Here is a 14,187-nt window from a genome sequence, read left to right on the forward strand (position 1 = left end):
GTCGGGTATCCGACGGGAAGGTCGCCATGGGACTGCTCTCATCTATGAGCTCGAAGAGGGCTCAGCGCAAGGCCGATGCGAAGGTTCGCAAGGCGGAGGAGAAGGCGATCCGCAAGCGCGCCGAGGTCCAGGCGGAGGCCGAGTCCCGCGCGAGCCGCAAGGCGCAGAAGCGTCGGCTCAAGGATGAGCACAAGTTCCACAAGCGGGCGCAGAAACAGGATCGCAAAACGGTCAAGGCCACCGGCAAGGCCCAGCAGAAGGCGGCGGCCGCCGAGGCCAAGGCGATAGCCGAACAGGCGAAGGCCGACGCCGCCGCGGCGTTCTTCACGCCGGCGAAGATGAAGCGGTACCTCGCGGTGGCCCGGATGGCGGCCCCGATCGTGGTTCCGATCGCGTATCGGGCCGCGGTCGGCGCCCGCAGCCAGGTGACCGCCGTCCAGGCCCGCCGAGCGGGCGTGTCGCCGGCGCTCCTGACCCAGTACGGCGGCCCCAGCGCATCGCTGCGGGCGCGCATCGCGGCCTGTCGCGCCACCGCGGACGAGGTCGCGGCGCTCGAGCAGTCGGCCGAGGGCAAGGCCTTCGTCTCGGCGATGTCCAGCCGCCTGGACAACCTCCAGGTCGCTGCCGATGCCGCCGACACCATGCCCGCTCAGCAGCGCAAGAACGCCCAGCGCGCCATCGACAACGAGTTGACGGCGATCGACAACGATCTGCTGGCGCGGCTCAACGTCCATCCGGTCCAGGCGGGCTGAGCCGTGACGCGCCGGGTACTCGCGCTGCTGTCCTGCCTGATCGTTGCGGCCGCCGGTCTGCTGACCGGCGGCGCGACCCTCGGCCGCGCCCCCTCGACCGCGGCACCGCGGTGCGTCGACGTGCACGTCCTGTTCGCGCGCGGCACCGTCGAGGAGGCTCCCCCGCTGGGCGTCACCGGGATCGCGTTCGGCAACGCCGTCAGGAACCGGTTGCCCGGTAAGTCTGTCCGCATCGAAGCCGTCGACTACGCCGCGAGCGGCAACTTCACCGACCGGCTCGCGTTCGCGCGCACCTTCGTCGACGGAGTCAAGACCGCGCAGCGGCGGGTGAAGTCGATCGCCGCCGCGTGCCCGGACACGCGGATCGTCATCGGTGGCTACTCGCAGGGCGGCGCACTCGCCGGATACGCGATCAGTTCGGCCTACCGGGTCCCCGATCGCTATCAGCAGTACCGCACATACGTGCCCGAACCCCTGCCCGCGGCCGTCGCGCCCCACATCGCCGCCGTAGTGGAGTTCGCACCGCCGTCGGCGCGCTTCCTCCGCGAGGCAGGCGCTCCCCCGGTCCAGCCGCAGGCGGTCTACCGGAACCGGACCGTCGAGTACTGCATCCAGGGCGACACGATCTGCAACGGCGCACCGCTCGGCGGCCCGAACGCGCTGCACCTGCTGTACTCGGTGAACGGCATGGCCGATCAGGCCGCCGATTACGTCGCCCGGCACCTGTAGCGCGACCCGCGAGCCCCGGCCCGGTACCCCGCTCAGCTCAGGGCGATCAGCGACAGCGGGTCCGAGAGCGCGTCGGCGACCGTCGCCAGGAAGACCGAGCCCTGCTCGCCGTCGACGAGCCGATGGTCGAAGGAGAGGCTGAGGGTCGTCACCTGCCGCAACGCGATCTCACCCTGCCATTCCCAGGGTCGAGGACGGACCGCGCCGAAGCAGAGGATCGCCGCCTCACCCGGGTTGATGATCGGCGTACCCGAGTCGACGCCGAAGACGCCCACGTTGGTGATCGAGAACGTGCCGCCGAGCAGGTCGGCGGGCGGCGTCGCACCGGCCTTCGCGACGGTCGTCAGTTCGCCCAGCGCCCGAGCGAGTTCCAGCAGGCTCATCGTGTGGGCGTTCTTGATGTTGGGGACCAGCAGTCCGCGGGGCGTGGCCGCCGCGATCCCGAGGTTCACATAGTGCTTGGTGACGATCTCCTGCGCGTCCTCGTCCCACGTCGAGTTGAGCGACGGGTTGCCGCGCAGCGCCACCAGCGCCGCCTTCGCGACGAGTGCGAGAGGTGTCAGCCGTACTCCGGAGAAGCGTCGGTGAGCGGCGAGGTCGTCGACGAGTTCGGTCATCGCCGTCACGTCCACGTCCACGAACTCGGTGACGTGCGGAGCCGTGAACGCGCTCGCCACCATCGCCTCGGCGGTGCGGCGCCGGACGCCGCGGATCGCGGTGCGCTCCTCGTCCGGCCCGGCGGCCCCCGCCGCGGTCGGCGCTGCCTCGTCGACCGCACCGGCCTTCACCGCGGTCAGATGCCGGTCGAGGTCGGCTCGAGTCACTTCGCCCGAGCGTCCGGTCGGCCGCACGTCCGTCAGGTCCACGCCGTGTTCGCGCGCGAGTTTGCGGACGGGTGGAGCGGCGAGCGGTCGTTCCGGAGCGCTGTCGCCGACCGCCCCGACGGTGTCGCGCGCGTCGGAGGCGGGCGCGGGCTTCCGCCGCCTCCGGGTGCCGCTCTCCGCCGCGACGCCGTACCCGACGAGCACGGGTTCGGGTGCCTGCGGCTCGGCGGCATCGGCCTCCGGCGCATCCGCCTCGTCGCCGGCGACCCGGATGTCGATGAACGGGCTGCCGACGTCGACGGTCTCCCCCTCCTGGACGTGCAGCTTCACCACGGTGCCCGCATACGGCGACGGCAGTTCGACGGCGGCCTTCGCGGTCTCCACCTCGGCGATCACCTGGTTGAGTTCCACGGTGTCACCGACCGTCACCTCCCAGCGCACCAGTTCGGCGTCGGTGAGCCCCTCACCGAGGTCGGGCAGATCGAAGGTCGAGATGACGGACATGCCGGGTCCTTCCGCAGGAGTCAGTCGAGGAGTACCGCGTCGACGGCGGCGAGGATGCGGTCGACGTCGGGCAGGAAGTGACGTTCGAGTTTCGCCGGCGGATAGGGGGTCGCGAACCCGCCGACCCGCTGGATCGGTGCCTCCAGATGGTAGAAGCACTCCGACATCACGCGGGCGGCGATCTCGGCGCCGACGCCCATGAAGACCGGCGCCTCATGCGCGATCACCAGCCGGCCGGTGCGCCGGACCGAGGCCGAGAGCGTGTCCGTGTCGAGGGGCGAGATCGATCGCAGATCGACCACCTCGACGGACCGTCCCTCGTCCTCTGCGACGGCGGCCGCCTGCAGCGCGGTGGTGACCAGCGGCCCGTAGGCCACCAGCGTGACATCCTCGCCGGGACGTGCGACGCGCGCCTTGTGGAGGGGATACGGATCGGCGTCCAGAGCCGGGTAGTCCGTCTCGCCCTTCTCCCAGTAGCGCCGTTTGGGCTCGAAGAACAGCACCGGATCGTCTGAGGCGATCGCCTGCTGGATCATCGTGTAGGCGTCTGCCGCGTTGCTGCAGGTCACCACCCGCAGACCGGCGGTCGCCGCGAAGTAGCCCTCGGGCGACTCGGAGTGATGTTCCACCGCGCCGATGCCGCCGCCGAAGGGGACCCGGATGGTGATGGGCATCGAGACATGGCCCGCAGTCCGGTAGTGCAGTTTGGCCACCTGCGACACGATCTGATCGAACCCCGGATAGATGAAGCCGTCGAACTGGATCTCGCACACCGGGCGGTAGCCGCGGAAGGCGAGCCCGACCGCTGTACCGATGATGCCGGACTCGGCGAGCGGGGTGTCGATGACCCGGCCGGTCCCGAACTCCTCCTGCAATCCGTCGGTGATGCGGAAGACCCCGCCGAGGCGACCGATGTCCTCGCCCATCAGGACGACCTTCGGATCGTCGGCGAGCGCCTTTCGCAGACCCGCGGTAACGGCCTTCCCAAGTGGAGTCGGGGCGGGCGCCGCGGCGGTCATCATGCCTCCAGGGTGTCGAGGTAGGCGGCGTACTCGCGCCGTTCGGCGTCGATCAGCGGGTGCGGTTCGGCGTACACGTCGTCGAAGACCGACAGCGCAGGCGGGTCGTCCAGCGCGAGGCATCCCCGCCGGAGTTCGGCGGCCGCGGCGTCGGCGTGCTCACCGATCAGCTTCGCGTCCTCGTCCGACAGCGCACCCGCGGCCTCGAGCAGCAGGCGGATGCGCTCGATCGGGTCGCGCCGGATCCACTCGGCATCATCGGCCGCGGTGCGGTAGCGGGTGGGATCGTCGGACGTGGTGTGCGGTCCGCGGCGGTAGGTGACCGCTTCGATGAAGGTGGGGCCGCCGCCCTCTCGCGCCAGTTCCAGAGCCGCCCGGGTGACCGCCAGCACGGCCAGCACGTCGTTTCCGTCCACCCGCACGGTCGGCATCCCGTAGCCGCGGCCGCGGTTGACGATCGGCGTCTTGCTCTGCAGGGTCACCGGCTCGGAGATGGCCCACTGGTTGTTCTGGCAGAAGAAGACCACCGGCGCGGCGAAGCTCGCCGCGAAGCCCATCGCCTCCGAGACATCGCCCTGGCTGGTGGCGCCGTCGCCGAAGTAGGTGATGACCGCGCTGCCCGCACCCTCGAGGTTCAGTCCCATCCCGTAGCCCGCGGCGTGCAGGGTCTGCGCCCCGATGATGATCGCCGGAGTCGCGATGTTGTGCTCGTGCGGATCCCAGCCGGACAGTGACGTGCCGCGCCAGAACGGCATCATCTCCTCGAGCGCCACGCCGCGGCAGTAGGCGACGCCGTGTTCTCGGTAGCTCGGGAAGACGAAGTCCTCGGCGTCGAGCGCTCGGGCCGAACCGATCTGAGCGGCCTCCTGCCCGAGCAGCGGCGCCCACAGACCGAGCTGCCCCTGGCGTTGCAGCGCCGTGGCCTCGGCGTCGATGCGTCGGACGACGACCATGTCCTCGTAGAGTCTCCGCAGTTCGGCCATGTCGATGTCGTCGACGTAGGTCGAGAAGTCGGGATGGATGTGCCGCTCGCCGGTGATGGTGACGAGTTGAACGATTTCGTCGATGTCGGACACGACTGCCTCCTTCGGGACGTCCGCGTGGATCGCACGCTTCCTGGTCCGTGTGGCCACCGTCTCAGTAGATTGCAGCCTGCGCAAGGTCCATTGGGGAAATTGATCAGAATGCCCAACATCAGCACCGTTCGACGAGCGATACTGTGCGCTATGGCCAGGCTGGACCGAACCGACGCGAAGATTCTCCGTGCTCTGTGCGAGTTCCCGCGCGCCACCGGCGTGCAGTTGGCGGGACTGGTCGACATGGCGCGCAACACCGTCCAGGCGCGGATCGGGCGGTGGGAGACCGAAGGCGTGCTGGCCCCTTTCGACCGTCGCGTGCATCCGCGCGACCTCGGCTTCCCCCTGCGCGCCTATATCGCCGTGGTGGTCGACCAGCATCGCCTGGAGCAGGTGCTGGACTCGCTCGACGGGATTCCCGAAGTACTCGAAGCCGTAGGCGTCTCCGGCATCGCCGATCTGCAGCTGCTGGTGGTCGCCGCCGACGCCGACGATCTCTACCGGATCGCCGGACATGTGCTGGCCGTTCCGGGAGTGGAACGGACGACGGTATCGGTGGTGATGCACGAGGCGATCGGGTATCGGACCCTTCCGCTGATCGAGCGCCTCGCCGGCGGACGTCCGCCCGACTGACCTCTCCGACTGGTCGGTTTGTGGATCTCACCGATCTGCGGCCTACCGATTCGTGCTGATGACCAAGACGTGGATCACATCTCGTGCCTACCCTCGGAGGGGAGGACACATCTCGCCTCTTCGACCTGCCGAAGGGAAGCCCCATGGACAACACCGCTTCGATCACCGCCGCCGACTTCGACACAATCGTCGTCGGCGGCGGAATCGCCGGCGTCTCGATCGCGTACGAACTGGCCGCCCACCGATCGGTCGCCCTCGTCGAACGTGAATCGACGCTGGCCTACCACACCACCGGCCGTTCGGCCGCGACCTTCCTGGAGAGCTACGGCAACGCCACCGTGCGTGCGCTCACCCGGGCCAGCCGCGACTTCTTCGTCGCGCCGCCCGACATCGTCGACGGCCCGCTGGTGGCCGAACTGCCGTTGTTGATCGTCGCCGAGGAGACCGAGGTCGACGGACTTCGCGCCCTGTACGAGACGGTGAGTCCGCGCAGCCAGACCATCGAGCTGGTCGACGGGAACGCGGCGGAACAGCTGAATCCGATGCTCCGGTCGGGTTACACCGACCTCGCGATGGTCGACTACGGTTCGCTGGAACTCGACGTTCACGGCCTGCACCAGGGCTTTCTGCGCGGTCTCCGGCGCCGGGGCGGCACCGTGCTCAAGTCGGCGGGCATCGTCGAAGCCCGCCGCGAGCGGTCGTCCTGGGTGCTGCGCGATGCGGCCGGCGACGAACTGCGCGCCCGCACCGTGGTCAACGCGGCGGGGGCGTGGTGCGACGAAGTCGCGGGCATGTTCGGCGCCGCCCCGATCGGCATCGCTCCGCTCCGCCGGACCGCGTTCATGGTTCCCGACCCGCGGGAGACCCCTGCCCGCTCCATCGCGGCGCGCCGCACCATGACGATGTCGGCGAGCGAGGACTTCTACTTCAAACCCGACGGCGCCGGCTTCTTGTGTTCGCCCGCGGAGGAGACACCGCAGCCGCCCTCGGACGCCAAACCGGACGATCTGGAGATCGCCCGCGCGATCGAACGGCTCAACGAGGCGACGCTGCTGGCCGTGCGCAGCGTCTCGACGTCGTGGGCCGGCCTCCGCAGCTTCACCGCCGACCGCACGCCGGTGGTCGGACCCGATCCCGCGGTCGACGGCCTCTTCTGGTTCGCAGGCCAGGGCGGCTACGGAATCCAGATGGCCCCGGCGCTCGCGCGCGCCGGAGCGTCGCTGGCACTCACCGACGATCTGCCCGCCGACCTCGCCGACTTCGGCATCACGGCGGCGTCCCTGGCGCCCGGCCGATCGGCCCTGGCCGCCTGAGGGTCAGGCGGCCGGGCCCGGCGGCATCAGTTCGCGAGCAGCCCTGCCCACACCAGCCCTTCCCGTTCAGCGAGCACCGCCGCCCGTGCCCGCGACGACGTGCCCGTTTTGGCCAGGATCGAACTGACGTGGGCGGCGACGGTCCGTTCGCGAACGCCGGTGCGGATGGAGATCGAATAGTTCGACAGCCCCGCCCAGACGTACGAGAGCACCTCGGTCTCCCGATGCGTCAGTCCATACGGGACAGGCGCGTCAAGCACCGTCACGGACGCACCGTCGGGAAAGTAGCGGACCTGGACCCGAAACGGACGACCGTCCGCCGCCGACCACAGACAGCGCACATCACGTCGATCGCGAACGCGGCTCAGACTGGCCGCCAGAGCCCTCAGCCGACTCCCCTCGGGCCCACCCGGCGCGAGCAGCGTCTCCACGCAGCCGTCCGAGCAGACGATCAGCCGGGCCACGGTCTGCACGGAAGCATCGTCACCCGTCCCGTGGACCGGTTCGGTCCGCGGGAGTTCGCTGCGGCACAGACCGGCCAGGATGGGGCGGACCCGATGCAACGCCACCATCCCGGACTCGGTGGGCCGACTCCGGCAGGTCGTACTCAGGTGGAGGTCTCCGACGTAGCCGTCGGTCTCGTCGACGATTCTCATCGACACCCCGCCCCGGTATCCGGCAGGGATGAGAAGGTCGCGGGTCATGGCGCTGGACACGAACTCCTCACCCACGTCCCGCCAGCTGCGGAGGGGCCGGACGGGGTCGTCGGCCAGCGCCCGGTAACTGGGTCCGCGGGTGAAATCGCCGGTGATCGCCTCGACCAGCGGCGGCGAATACTCCTGAACCGCCAGAACCGGACCGGTCCGGACACCATCCGGTCCGGCGAGCAGACCAGCGACCGCGCCCGTCGCATTCATCAGCACTTGCAGAACGCTCCGGGCGCGGTCGACGGATTCGGCGACGCAGATCTCGGCCAGTTCGAACCCCAGCGACCCGATGCCATCGGCCATGCACCACTCCGTCCGTCGACCTCAGACCAGGATCTCCGCAGCCCGAGCTCCTGACAAGTCCCCGTCAGCTGATCGCCGAGGCGTGAACGCGCGGACGACGGTCCGACCATCCGGCGGCCCGCTCGTACTCGCCGGCCAACTGCATCAGCAGCCCGTCCTCGTTGATGCGCCCGGCGAACTGCACACCGATCGGCAGACCGGTGGAACTCGGCCGTGCCGGAACGCTCACCGCCGGGGTGCCGGTGAGATTCTGCAACGGCGTGAAGCTGACGGTGTCGAAGATCCTCCGAGTCCACTCCTCGTGGCTCAACGAGGAGTCGTCGGAGTCGAGATGACCGAGAACAGGCGCGACCGTGTTGGTGGTCGGGGTCAGCAGCACATCGTAGTCCCGATAGAACGCGGCGACCGACCGGGTGATCGTGTTCACCACGGCCGACGCTTCCGCCATGTCGAGCACGGTCAGCGACCTGCCGTACTCCCAGCCCTTCAGGATCGCGGCTTCAAGGGTCTCCGGCCCGGGTTCCAGGCCGGACATCGCGCTGATCCCCGCGATCGACTCGGCGACGAACCCGCCCCAGTAGCGGTAGTGCGCCTCCATGAACTGGTCCCAGTCGAAGGACGGCGTCGCGACCTCCACACGATGGCCGAGATCCTGCAGCGTCTGCACTGCGGCCTCCACCGAGGCCACGACCTCCGGATCGACGTACGTGCCAGCCCACGACTCGGTGTGGACGGCGATACGCAATCGCCTCGGGTCCTGCCGAGCGAGCCCGGCGAAGCCGTAGTCCTCGCCGGACCAGGCGTACTTGTCACCCGGTGCGGCTCCGCAGATCGTGTCGAACACGGTCGCGGTGTCGCGCACCGACCTGGTCACCACCGACTCCGCCGCGCACCCGTACAAGGCCTCCTGCATGTCCGGCGCCAGGCTGACCCGCCCACGACTCGGTTTGAATCCGACCAGACCGTTGTACGCCGCCGGGATCCTCGTCGAACCGCCGCCGTCGTTCGCATGCGCGACGGGCACCGCACCGGCCGCCACCAACGCAGCCGAGCCGCCGCTGGATCCGCCCGCCGACCGGGAGGTGTCCCACGGGTTGCGGGTGGATCCCGACGTCACCGGCTCGGTGTTCGCGTTGTAGCCCAGCTCCGGGGTCGTGGACGTGGCCAGCGTCGCCAGACCGCTCGCGCGGAACCGCGACATCAGTTCGGTGTCGTGATCGAACACGACACCGTCGGGGCCCGTCAGCCGGGTGCCCATCCACGTCCGGACTCCGGCCGCGTGGCAGATGAGGTCTTTGATGACGAACGGGACGCCACCCAGCGGACCGTCGGACGAGTACTCGAGCGGTTCCTCGAACGGTCCGGCGACGACCGCGTTGAGATCGTCGTTGACTGTGGCGAGTGCTTCGCGCGCGGCGGCGTGGACTTCGTCGGCACCGACCTGACCGGTCGAGATCAGCTCGGCCAGACCGGTGGCGTCGTGGGTGGTGTACTCGTCGAGGTGCATCAGGGACTCCTTGTCGAAACTATGAGGTGTCCCACAGTTCACTCGGAGCCGTCGACAGGAGCCATTGGCAGATCTGCCACCTTGACGATAGGCCCGGCCGCGGGTAACGCGACCGGGCCTCGAACCCACGCTTACCGGCCGGGCAGGTACTTGAGCGACTTGATGATCTGCGGGGTCAGCTTCAAGTACAGGCTCTGCGGGATCCCGCGGATGCCGTCGAGACCGATGAACCGCTGGGTGGCGATGGTCTGCGGCTCGGTGTACTTGAGCAGCCCCTCCTCACCGTGTCGGCGTCCCATGCCCGAGATGCCCATGCCGCCCATCGGAGCTGCCGTGGAACCCCATGCGGCGGCGTAGCCCTCGTTGATGTTGACCGTGCCCGCGTGGATCTGCTCGGCGATCTTCTGCGCTTCGTCGTTGCTGCCCGCGAAGACGCTGGCGTTGAGACCGTACTCGGTGTCGTTGGCGCGCTTGATCGCCTCGTCGGTGGAGTCGACCGGGTAGATCGACACCAGCGGGCCGAAGGTCTCGTCCGCGTAGCAGGTCATCTGTTCTGTGACGCCGGCGAGCACGGTCGGCTCGTAGAAGAACGGGCCCAGGTCGGCGCGCTTGCGTCCGCCGGCGAGCACCTTGGCGCCCTTGGCGACGGCGTCGGTGACGTGCGCGTCGACGGTGTCGACCTGCTGTGCCGAGGCGAGCGAGCCCATGTCGGCGCTGAAGTCATAGGTGCCCGCCAGGTTCATGCCCTTGACGTGCTCGGCGAACTTCTCCGAGAACTCGTCGGCGATGGCCCGATCGACGTAGATCCGCTCGATCGAGATGCACAGCTGCCCGGAGTTCGAGTAGCACGCGCGGGCGGCACCGGCGACGGCCCGGTCGACATCGGCGTTGCGGGTGATGATCAGCGGATTCTTTCCACCGAGCTCGGCCGAGAAACCGATCAGCCGCTTGCCCGCCTGAGCCGCGAGAGTCGACCCGGTGGCCGATGATCCGGTGAACATGACGTAGTCGGTCTGCGCGACGATCGCCTGCCCGACCACCGAGCCCGGACCGGGCACCACGGCGTACAGCTCGCGCGGGAGTCCCGCCTGGTACAGGAGTTCAGCCAGCGCGAGGCAGCAGTACGGGGTGTTGCTGTCGGGCTTGATGACGACGGCGTTGCCCGCGATGAGCGCGGCCACCGCGTCGGAGACCGCCAGCGTCAGCGGGTAGTTCCACGGGCTGATGACGCCGACGACGCCCTTGGGCTGGTAGCGGACCCGAGTGTCGGTCGCGCCCGGAAGCATGCCCTGCACCTTGCGATCGGCAAGCATCTTCGGACCGTGCTGCGCGTAGAAGCGGGCGGTAAGCGCGACGTCGATGACCTCTTCCTGCGCATAGATCCGCGCCTTGCCGGTCTCGGCCTGCGCGATGTCCATGAGCTCCTCGGCGTGGTCGTTGACCAGCTCGGAGAAGCGGTTGATCACCTTGGCTCGGTCGGCGGCCGAACGATCGCCCCATGCGCTCTGAGCTGCGCGGGCGCGGGCCACGGCCAACTCGAGATCCTCGGCGGTGCCCACTGGCACGGTCGCCATCTCGACGCCGCTGTAGGCCTCGAGAACCGGTCGGGTCGGGCGGTCGGCCGGGTTGTCGATCGCGGCCAGCGCCGCCAGACGCTGGAAGTATGCGGGTGCGGGCTTCGGCATGATGTGCTCCTAGAGTTCTGTGGCCTGCGGTCAGGCTTGGGGCGCGACGAGGACGATGCCGTCGTCGTCGGAGTAGACGATGTCGCCCGGATTGAAGGTGACGCCGCCGAGCTCCACCGGCACGTCCCGTTCGCCCGCACCGGTCTTCGTCGACTTGCGCGGGTTGGTCCCGAGCGCCTTGACGCCGATGGCCATGCCGCCGATGGTCTTCGCGTCGCGGATCGCGCCGTTGGCGATGATTCCCACCCAGCCGTTGGACCGACCGAGTTCGGCGATGATGTCGCCGACGAGCGCGGTGTGCACCGACGCGTCGCCGTCGATCACGAGCACGCCGCCCGGGTTGGGCTCCGACAGGATCGACTTGAGCAGCGCGTTGTCCTGGAAGCACCGGACCGTGGTCACGGTACCGACGAACTCACGGTTCCCGCCGTACTGGGTGAACTGGGTGTCGCAGCTCCGGACATCGGCGCCGATCTCGTCGACGAGGTCGGCGGTCGGGGTGAAGTTCAACGTGCTCATGGCCATCGATTCTAGGCGGGCGGACTCTTATCTGTAACGCCCGGTTACGTCACAGCTGCCGCAGCCGGTGAGCACCGGCTTCGGGCACCGGCTTCGGCGGCCCGCGCGGCGGCGGTAGCGTGTTCTATCCGTACGACCCGAGTCTCCACTTCCGGAAAGGCGGCCGACCGACGTGCCGAAGATCAGTGCCGACTCGCTCGCCGAGCACCGCGAGGCAGTGCTGTCGGCGTTGATCGACGGAACCGAGCGGATTCTGCTGAGCCGGGAACGGCTCACCGCGGCCTCGGTCGCCGCCGAGGCGGGCATCGCCCGGAACAGCATCTACCGCTACGTCTCCTCGATCGACGATCTGGTGGACATGGTGGTCGCGCGAGGCTTCGAGGAGTGGGCGTCGCAGGTCCGCGCGGACGTCGCCGCCGCTGCCGACCCGCGCGCCGCCGTGGTCGCCTACGTGCGCAGCAACCTCACACTCGCGGCCGGCGGCGAGCACGCTCTGCAGCGGTCACTCGCCCACGCCGGTCTGTCGGAGTCCGCCCGTGAGCGGATCTCCGACCTGCACGGACAGATCGCAGCCGTGCTGCACGAGGCGGTCGCGCGTTCCGGCGCCGCGCACCCCGACCTGGTCATCGCCGCGGTCGGGGCGCTCGTGGACTCCTCACTCGCCCTGGTCGGTCCGGAACAGGACTCGGAGTCGGTCATCGACTTCATGTGCGGCGCCGCGGAGGCGATCGTCGACTCCGACTGAGCCCAGTTAGGGACACCCTGTCGCGATCATGTACCGTCCTTCGCGACATAGTGTCTCTAAGATGGGAGCGATGGTGTTCATCGCATTGCGTGAACTGCGAGCGGCCTGGGGCCGCTTCGCGATGATCGGCCTGGTGGTCGCGCTGGTCGCGGCCCTGGTCGGAATGGTGTCGGGCTTCACGATCGGCCTGGGCAACGACACGGTGTCGGCGCTGCGTGCGCTCAACGCCCAGTCCGTGGCCTTCGCCGACGGAACCTCCGACTTCAACCGGAGCGTGATCTCGGCGAAAGACGTGGACGCCTGGCGATTCCAGTCCGGCGTCGAGGCGGCGCCGATGGGCGTCACCATGTCGCACGGCGAGACGCAGAAGGGCACGATGGTCGACCTCGCGGTCTTCGGCGTCGATCCGGACGGTCCGCTGGCTCCGGACACCGAGAGCGGTGATCGACTGACGCCGGCACCCGGCGAAGTGGTCGTCTCCGAGAAGCTGCACGACGACGGCGTCGGCATCGGCGACGTGCTCGCGATCGACAACAGCGACGTCCGACTGCGGGTGGTCGGTATCTCCGAGGCCCGCTCGTACGGCCACGTCCCCGCCGCGTACACCTCGCTCGACACCTGGCGGACCATCCGGTACGGCACCACCGGTCTGGGCCCGCGCCAGCAGGGAACCGCCGCCGCCGTGGTCATCGTCGGCGGGACACCGCCCGATACGCTCGGCGGCACCACCACGCAGAGCGAGGGCGTCCTGCTCGCCGCGGCTCCCGGCTACTCCGGCGAGCGGCTCACCATGAACTCGATCCTCGCCTTCCTCTACGTGATCGCTCCGCTGATCGTCGCCGCGTTCTTCGCCGTCTGGGTGCTGCAGCGTCAGGGCGTGTACGCGTTGCAGCGGGCGCTCGGCGTGTCTCGCTGGTCGCTGATCGGTTCCGCACTCGCCCAGGCCGCGGTGGTCGTCGCGCTCTCCACCATCATCGGCTCGGCGGTCGCGTATCTGCTCGGCCTGTTGCTCGGCGACGCCGTTCCCTTCGACCTCTCGTTCTCGTCCCTGGCGACGACCACGCTGGCGGTGATCGCGGCATCGCTCGTCGGCTCCGCCGTCACCCTCCGCTGGGTGGTCTCTGCCGATCCCCTGACCATGCTGGGAGCATCCCGATGAGCCTCGACCTCCGCGACGTCCGCGTCGAATACCACTCGGGTGAGGAGCGTCTCACCGTCCTCGACGGATTCGACGCGACCTTCCGAGCCGGTGAGGCCACGGCCATCGTCGGCCCGTCGGGCTCGGGCAAGTCCACCCTTCTCGGTGTGTGCGGCATCCTGCGACAGCCCGACAGCGGGAGCGTCACCCTCGACGACACCGAGGTCACGGGCCTGTCGGTCCGCGCCCGCGACCGGATGCGGCGCACCCGGGTGGGCTACGTGTTCCAGTCCGGCAACCTGTTTCCCGGACTCACCGTTCTCGACCAGGTGCTGGCCCAGGCCGTCATCTCCGGACGCCGACCGTCGCAGGCCCGCGACCGCGCCCTGCACCTGCTCGATGAAGTGGGGCTGGCCGGACACGAGAAGCAGCGGCCCGATGAACTCTCCGGCGGCCAGCGCCAGCGAGTCGCGATCGCACGCGCCCTGGTCCACGAGCCACGACTGCTGCTGATCGACGAGCCGACGGCTGCGGTGGACCGCAGCCAGGCCGGCCGCATCACCGCCCTGATCAAGCAGGTGACCGCCGAGTCCGGCTGCATCACGGTCATCGCGACCCACGACCCCGAGGTGATGGCCGCGGCAGACAGCACGCTGTCGCTCGCCGCGGTCTGACCGCACGCGCTCGAAAACTTTGGCTCCCGGACCGGTCTCACAGCCCGTTCCGGGAGCCA

14 protein-coding genes are annotated in these 14,187 nt (G+C 69.3%); 7 read left to right on the forward strand and 7 right to left on the reverse strand.

Annotated features, from left to right (window positions below):
• Window positions 1-26: 26 nt before the first annotated feature.
• The gene (locus tag GSI01S_RS18095; RefSeq protein WP_039868111.1) at window positions 27-752 is read left to right on the forward strand and encodes a DUF6474 family protein; all 726 of its coding nucleotides are present in this window, start codon (window positions 27-29) and stop codon (window positions 750-752) included.
• Window positions 753-755: 3 nt separating this feature from the next.
• Complete coding sequence (locus GSI01S_RS18100) at window positions 756-1,481, forward strand: cutinase family protein (protein ID WP_006898095.1); 726 nt, start codon at window positions 756-758, stop codon at window positions 1,479-1,481.
• Window positions 1,482-1,513: 32 nt separating this feature from the next.
• Here the strand turns inward: GSI01S_RS18100 and GSI01S_RS18105 are convergent, their stop codons facing one another.
• From GSI01S_RS18105 to pdhA, 3 genes are read right to left on the reverse strand one after another with little or no spacing between them, the layout of a single operon-like run.
• Window positions 1,514-2,809, reverse strand: a complete 1,296-nt coding sequence (locus GSI01S_RS18105) for a dihydrolipoamide acetyltransferase family protein (protein WP_006898096.1) — start codon at window positions 2,807-2,809, stop codon at window positions 1,514-1,516.
• Window positions 2,810-2,829: 20 nt separating this feature from the next.
• Complete coding sequence (locus tag GSI01S_RS18110) at window positions 2,830-3,828, reverse strand: alpha-ketoacid dehydrogenase subunit beta (protein WP_006898097.1); 999 nt, start codon at window positions 3,826-3,828, stop codon at window positions 2,830-2,832.
• Window positions 3,828-4,904: a pyruvate dehydrogenase (acetyl-transferring) E1 component subunit alpha gene (gene pdhA, locus GSI01S_RS18115; protein WP_006898098.1), complete on the reverse strand. Its 1,077-nt coding sequence runs from the start codon at window positions 4,902-4,904 to the stop codon at window positions 3,828-3,830. The genes GSI01S_RS18110 and pdhA overlap by 1 nt, the downstream gene beginning before the upstream one ends.
• A gap of 150 nt (window positions 4,905-5,054) precedes the next feature.
• On the opposite strand from pdhA, the gene GSI01S_RS18120 reads away from it, so the two are divergent.
• Both GSI01S_RS18120 and GSI01S_RS18125 read left to right on the forward strand, forming a co-directional pair.
• A complete protein-coding gene (locus tag GSI01S_RS18120; RefSeq protein WP_006898099.1) occupies window positions 5,055-5,537 on the forward strand; it encodes an Lrp/AsnC family transcriptional regulator in 483 nt (160 codons plus the stop codon).
• Window positions 5,538-5,680: 143 nt separating this feature from the next.
• Complete coding sequence (locus GSI01S_RS18125) at window positions 5,681-6,850, forward strand: NAD(P)/FAD-dependent oxidoreductase (protein WP_006898100.1); 1,170 nt, start codon at window positions 5,681-5,683, stop codon at window positions 6,848-6,850.
• Window positions 6,851-6,876: 26 nt separating this feature from the next.
• Here GSI01S_RS18125 and GSI01S_RS20415 read toward each other — a convergent pair whose 3' ends face one another.
• The 4 genes from GSI01S_RS20415 to rraA form a co-directional block, all read right to left on the reverse strand.
• Window positions 6,877-7,860 carry a helix-turn-helix transcriptional regulator gene (locus tag GSI01S_RS20415; protein WP_006898101.1) on the reverse strand — a complete coding sequence of 328 codons (984 nt, stop codon included), beginning with the start codon at window positions 7,858-7,860 and terminating at the stop codon, window positions 6,877-6,879.
• A 64-nt stretch (window positions 7,861-7,924) separates the two neighbouring features.
• Entirely contained in the window at window positions 7,925-9,367 is a 1,443-nt protein-coding gene (locus GSI01S_RS18135; protein WP_006898102.1) for an amidase, read from the reverse strand.
• A gap of 131 nt (window positions 9,368-9,498) precedes the next feature.
• Window positions 9,499-11,052 carry a succinic semialdehyde dehydrogenase gene (locus GSI01S_RS18140; RefSeq protein WP_006898103.1) on the reverse strand — a complete coding sequence of 518 codons (1,554 nt, stop codon included), beginning with the start codon at window positions 11,050-11,052 and terminating at the stop codon, window positions 9,499-9,501.
• A 30-nt stretch (window positions 11,053-11,082) separates the two neighbouring features.
• Window positions 11,083-11,571 carry a ribonuclease E activity regulator RraA gene (gene rraA, locus GSI01S_RS18145; RefSeq protein ID WP_039868113.1) on the reverse strand — a complete coding sequence of 163 codons (489 nt, stop codon included), beginning with the start codon at window positions 11,569-11,571 and terminating at the stop codon, window positions 11,083-11,085.
• Between the two features lie 172 nt (window positions 11,572-11,743).
• Between rraA and GSI01S_RS18150 the strand changes: the two genes are divergently transcribed.
• The 3 genes from GSI01S_RS18150 to GSI01S_RS18160 all read left to right on the forward strand — a co-directional run bounded on the left by GSI01S_RS18150 (window position 11,744) and on the right by GSI01S_RS18160 (window position 14,128).
• Entirely contained in the window at window positions 11,744-12,316 is a 573-nt protein-coding gene (locus GSI01S_RS18150) for a TetR/AcrR family transcriptional regulator (RefSeq protein WP_006898105.1), read from the forward strand.
• A gap of 70 nt (window positions 12,317-12,386) precedes the next feature.
• A complete protein-coding gene (locus tag GSI01S_RS18155; protein WP_006898106.1) occupies window positions 12,387-13,475 on the forward strand; it encodes an FtsX-like permease family protein in 1,089 nt (362 codons plus the stop codon).
• On the forward strand, window positions 13,472-14,128 hold the full coding sequence (locus GSI01S_RS18160; RefSeq protein WP_006898107.1) for an ABC transporter ATP-binding protein: 657 nt from the start codon (window positions 13,472-13,474) through the stop codon (window positions 14,126-14,128). Before GSI01S_RS18155 ends, GSI01S_RS18160 begins: the two co-directional genes overlap by 4 nt.
• Window positions 14,129-14,187: the final 59 nt, after the last annotated feature.

Source organism: Gordonia sihwensis NBRC 108236, from assembly GCF_000333035.1.
Taxonomy (GTDB): domain Bacteria; phylum Actinomycetota; class Actinomycetes; order Mycobacteriales; family Mycobacteriaceae; genus Gordonia; species Gordonia sihwensis.

Excerpts from the sequence above, each read along its gene's own strand:
- GSI01S_RS18095 (WP_039868111.1), top strand. The coding sequence starts at position 27 with ATGGGACTGCTCTCATCTATGAGCTCGAAGAGGGCTCAGCGCAAGGCC.
- GSI01S_RS18140 (WP_006898103.1), bottom strand. The coding sequence starts at position 11,052 with ATGCCGAAGCCCGCACCCGCATACTTCCAGCGTCTGGCGGCGCTGGCC.
- GSI01S_RS18120 (WP_006898099.1), top strand. The coding sequence starts at position 5,055 with ATGGCCAGGCTGGACCGAACCGACGCGAAGATTCTCCGTGCTCTGTGC.
- rraA (WP_039868113.1), bottom strand. The coding sequence starts at position 11,571 with ATGAGCACGTTGAACTTCACCCCGACCGCCGACCTCGTCGACGAGATC.
- GSI01S_RS18105 (WP_006898096.1), bottom strand. The coding sequence starts at position 2,809 with ATGTCCGTCATCTCGACCTTCGATCTGCCCGACCTCGGTGAGGGGCTC.
- GSI01S_RS20415 (WP_006898101.1), bottom strand. The coding sequence starts at position 7,860 with ATGGCCGATGGCATCGGGTCGCTGGGGTTCGAACTGGCCGAGATCTGC.
- GSI01S_RS18155 (WP_006898106.1), top strand. The coding sequence starts at position 12,387 with ATGGTGTTCATCGCATTGCGTGAACTGCGAGCGGCCTGGGGCCGCTTC.
- GSI01S_RS18160 (WP_006898107.1), top strand. The coding sequence starts at position 13,472 with ATGAGCCTCGACCTCCGCGACGTCCGCGTCGAATACCACTCGGGTGAG.
- GSI01S_RS18125 (WP_006898100.1), top strand. The coding sequence starts at position 5,681 with ATGGACAACACCGCTTCGATCACCGCCGCCGACTTCGACACAATCGTC.
- GSI01S_RS18135 (WP_006898102.1), bottom strand. The coding sequence starts at position 9,367 with ATGCACCTCGACGAGTACACCACCCACGACGCCACCGGTCTGGCCGAG.
- GSI01S_RS18110 (WP_006898097.1), bottom strand. The coding sequence starts at position 3,828 with ATGACCGCCGCGGCGCCCGCCCCGACTCCACTTGGGAAGGCCGTTACC.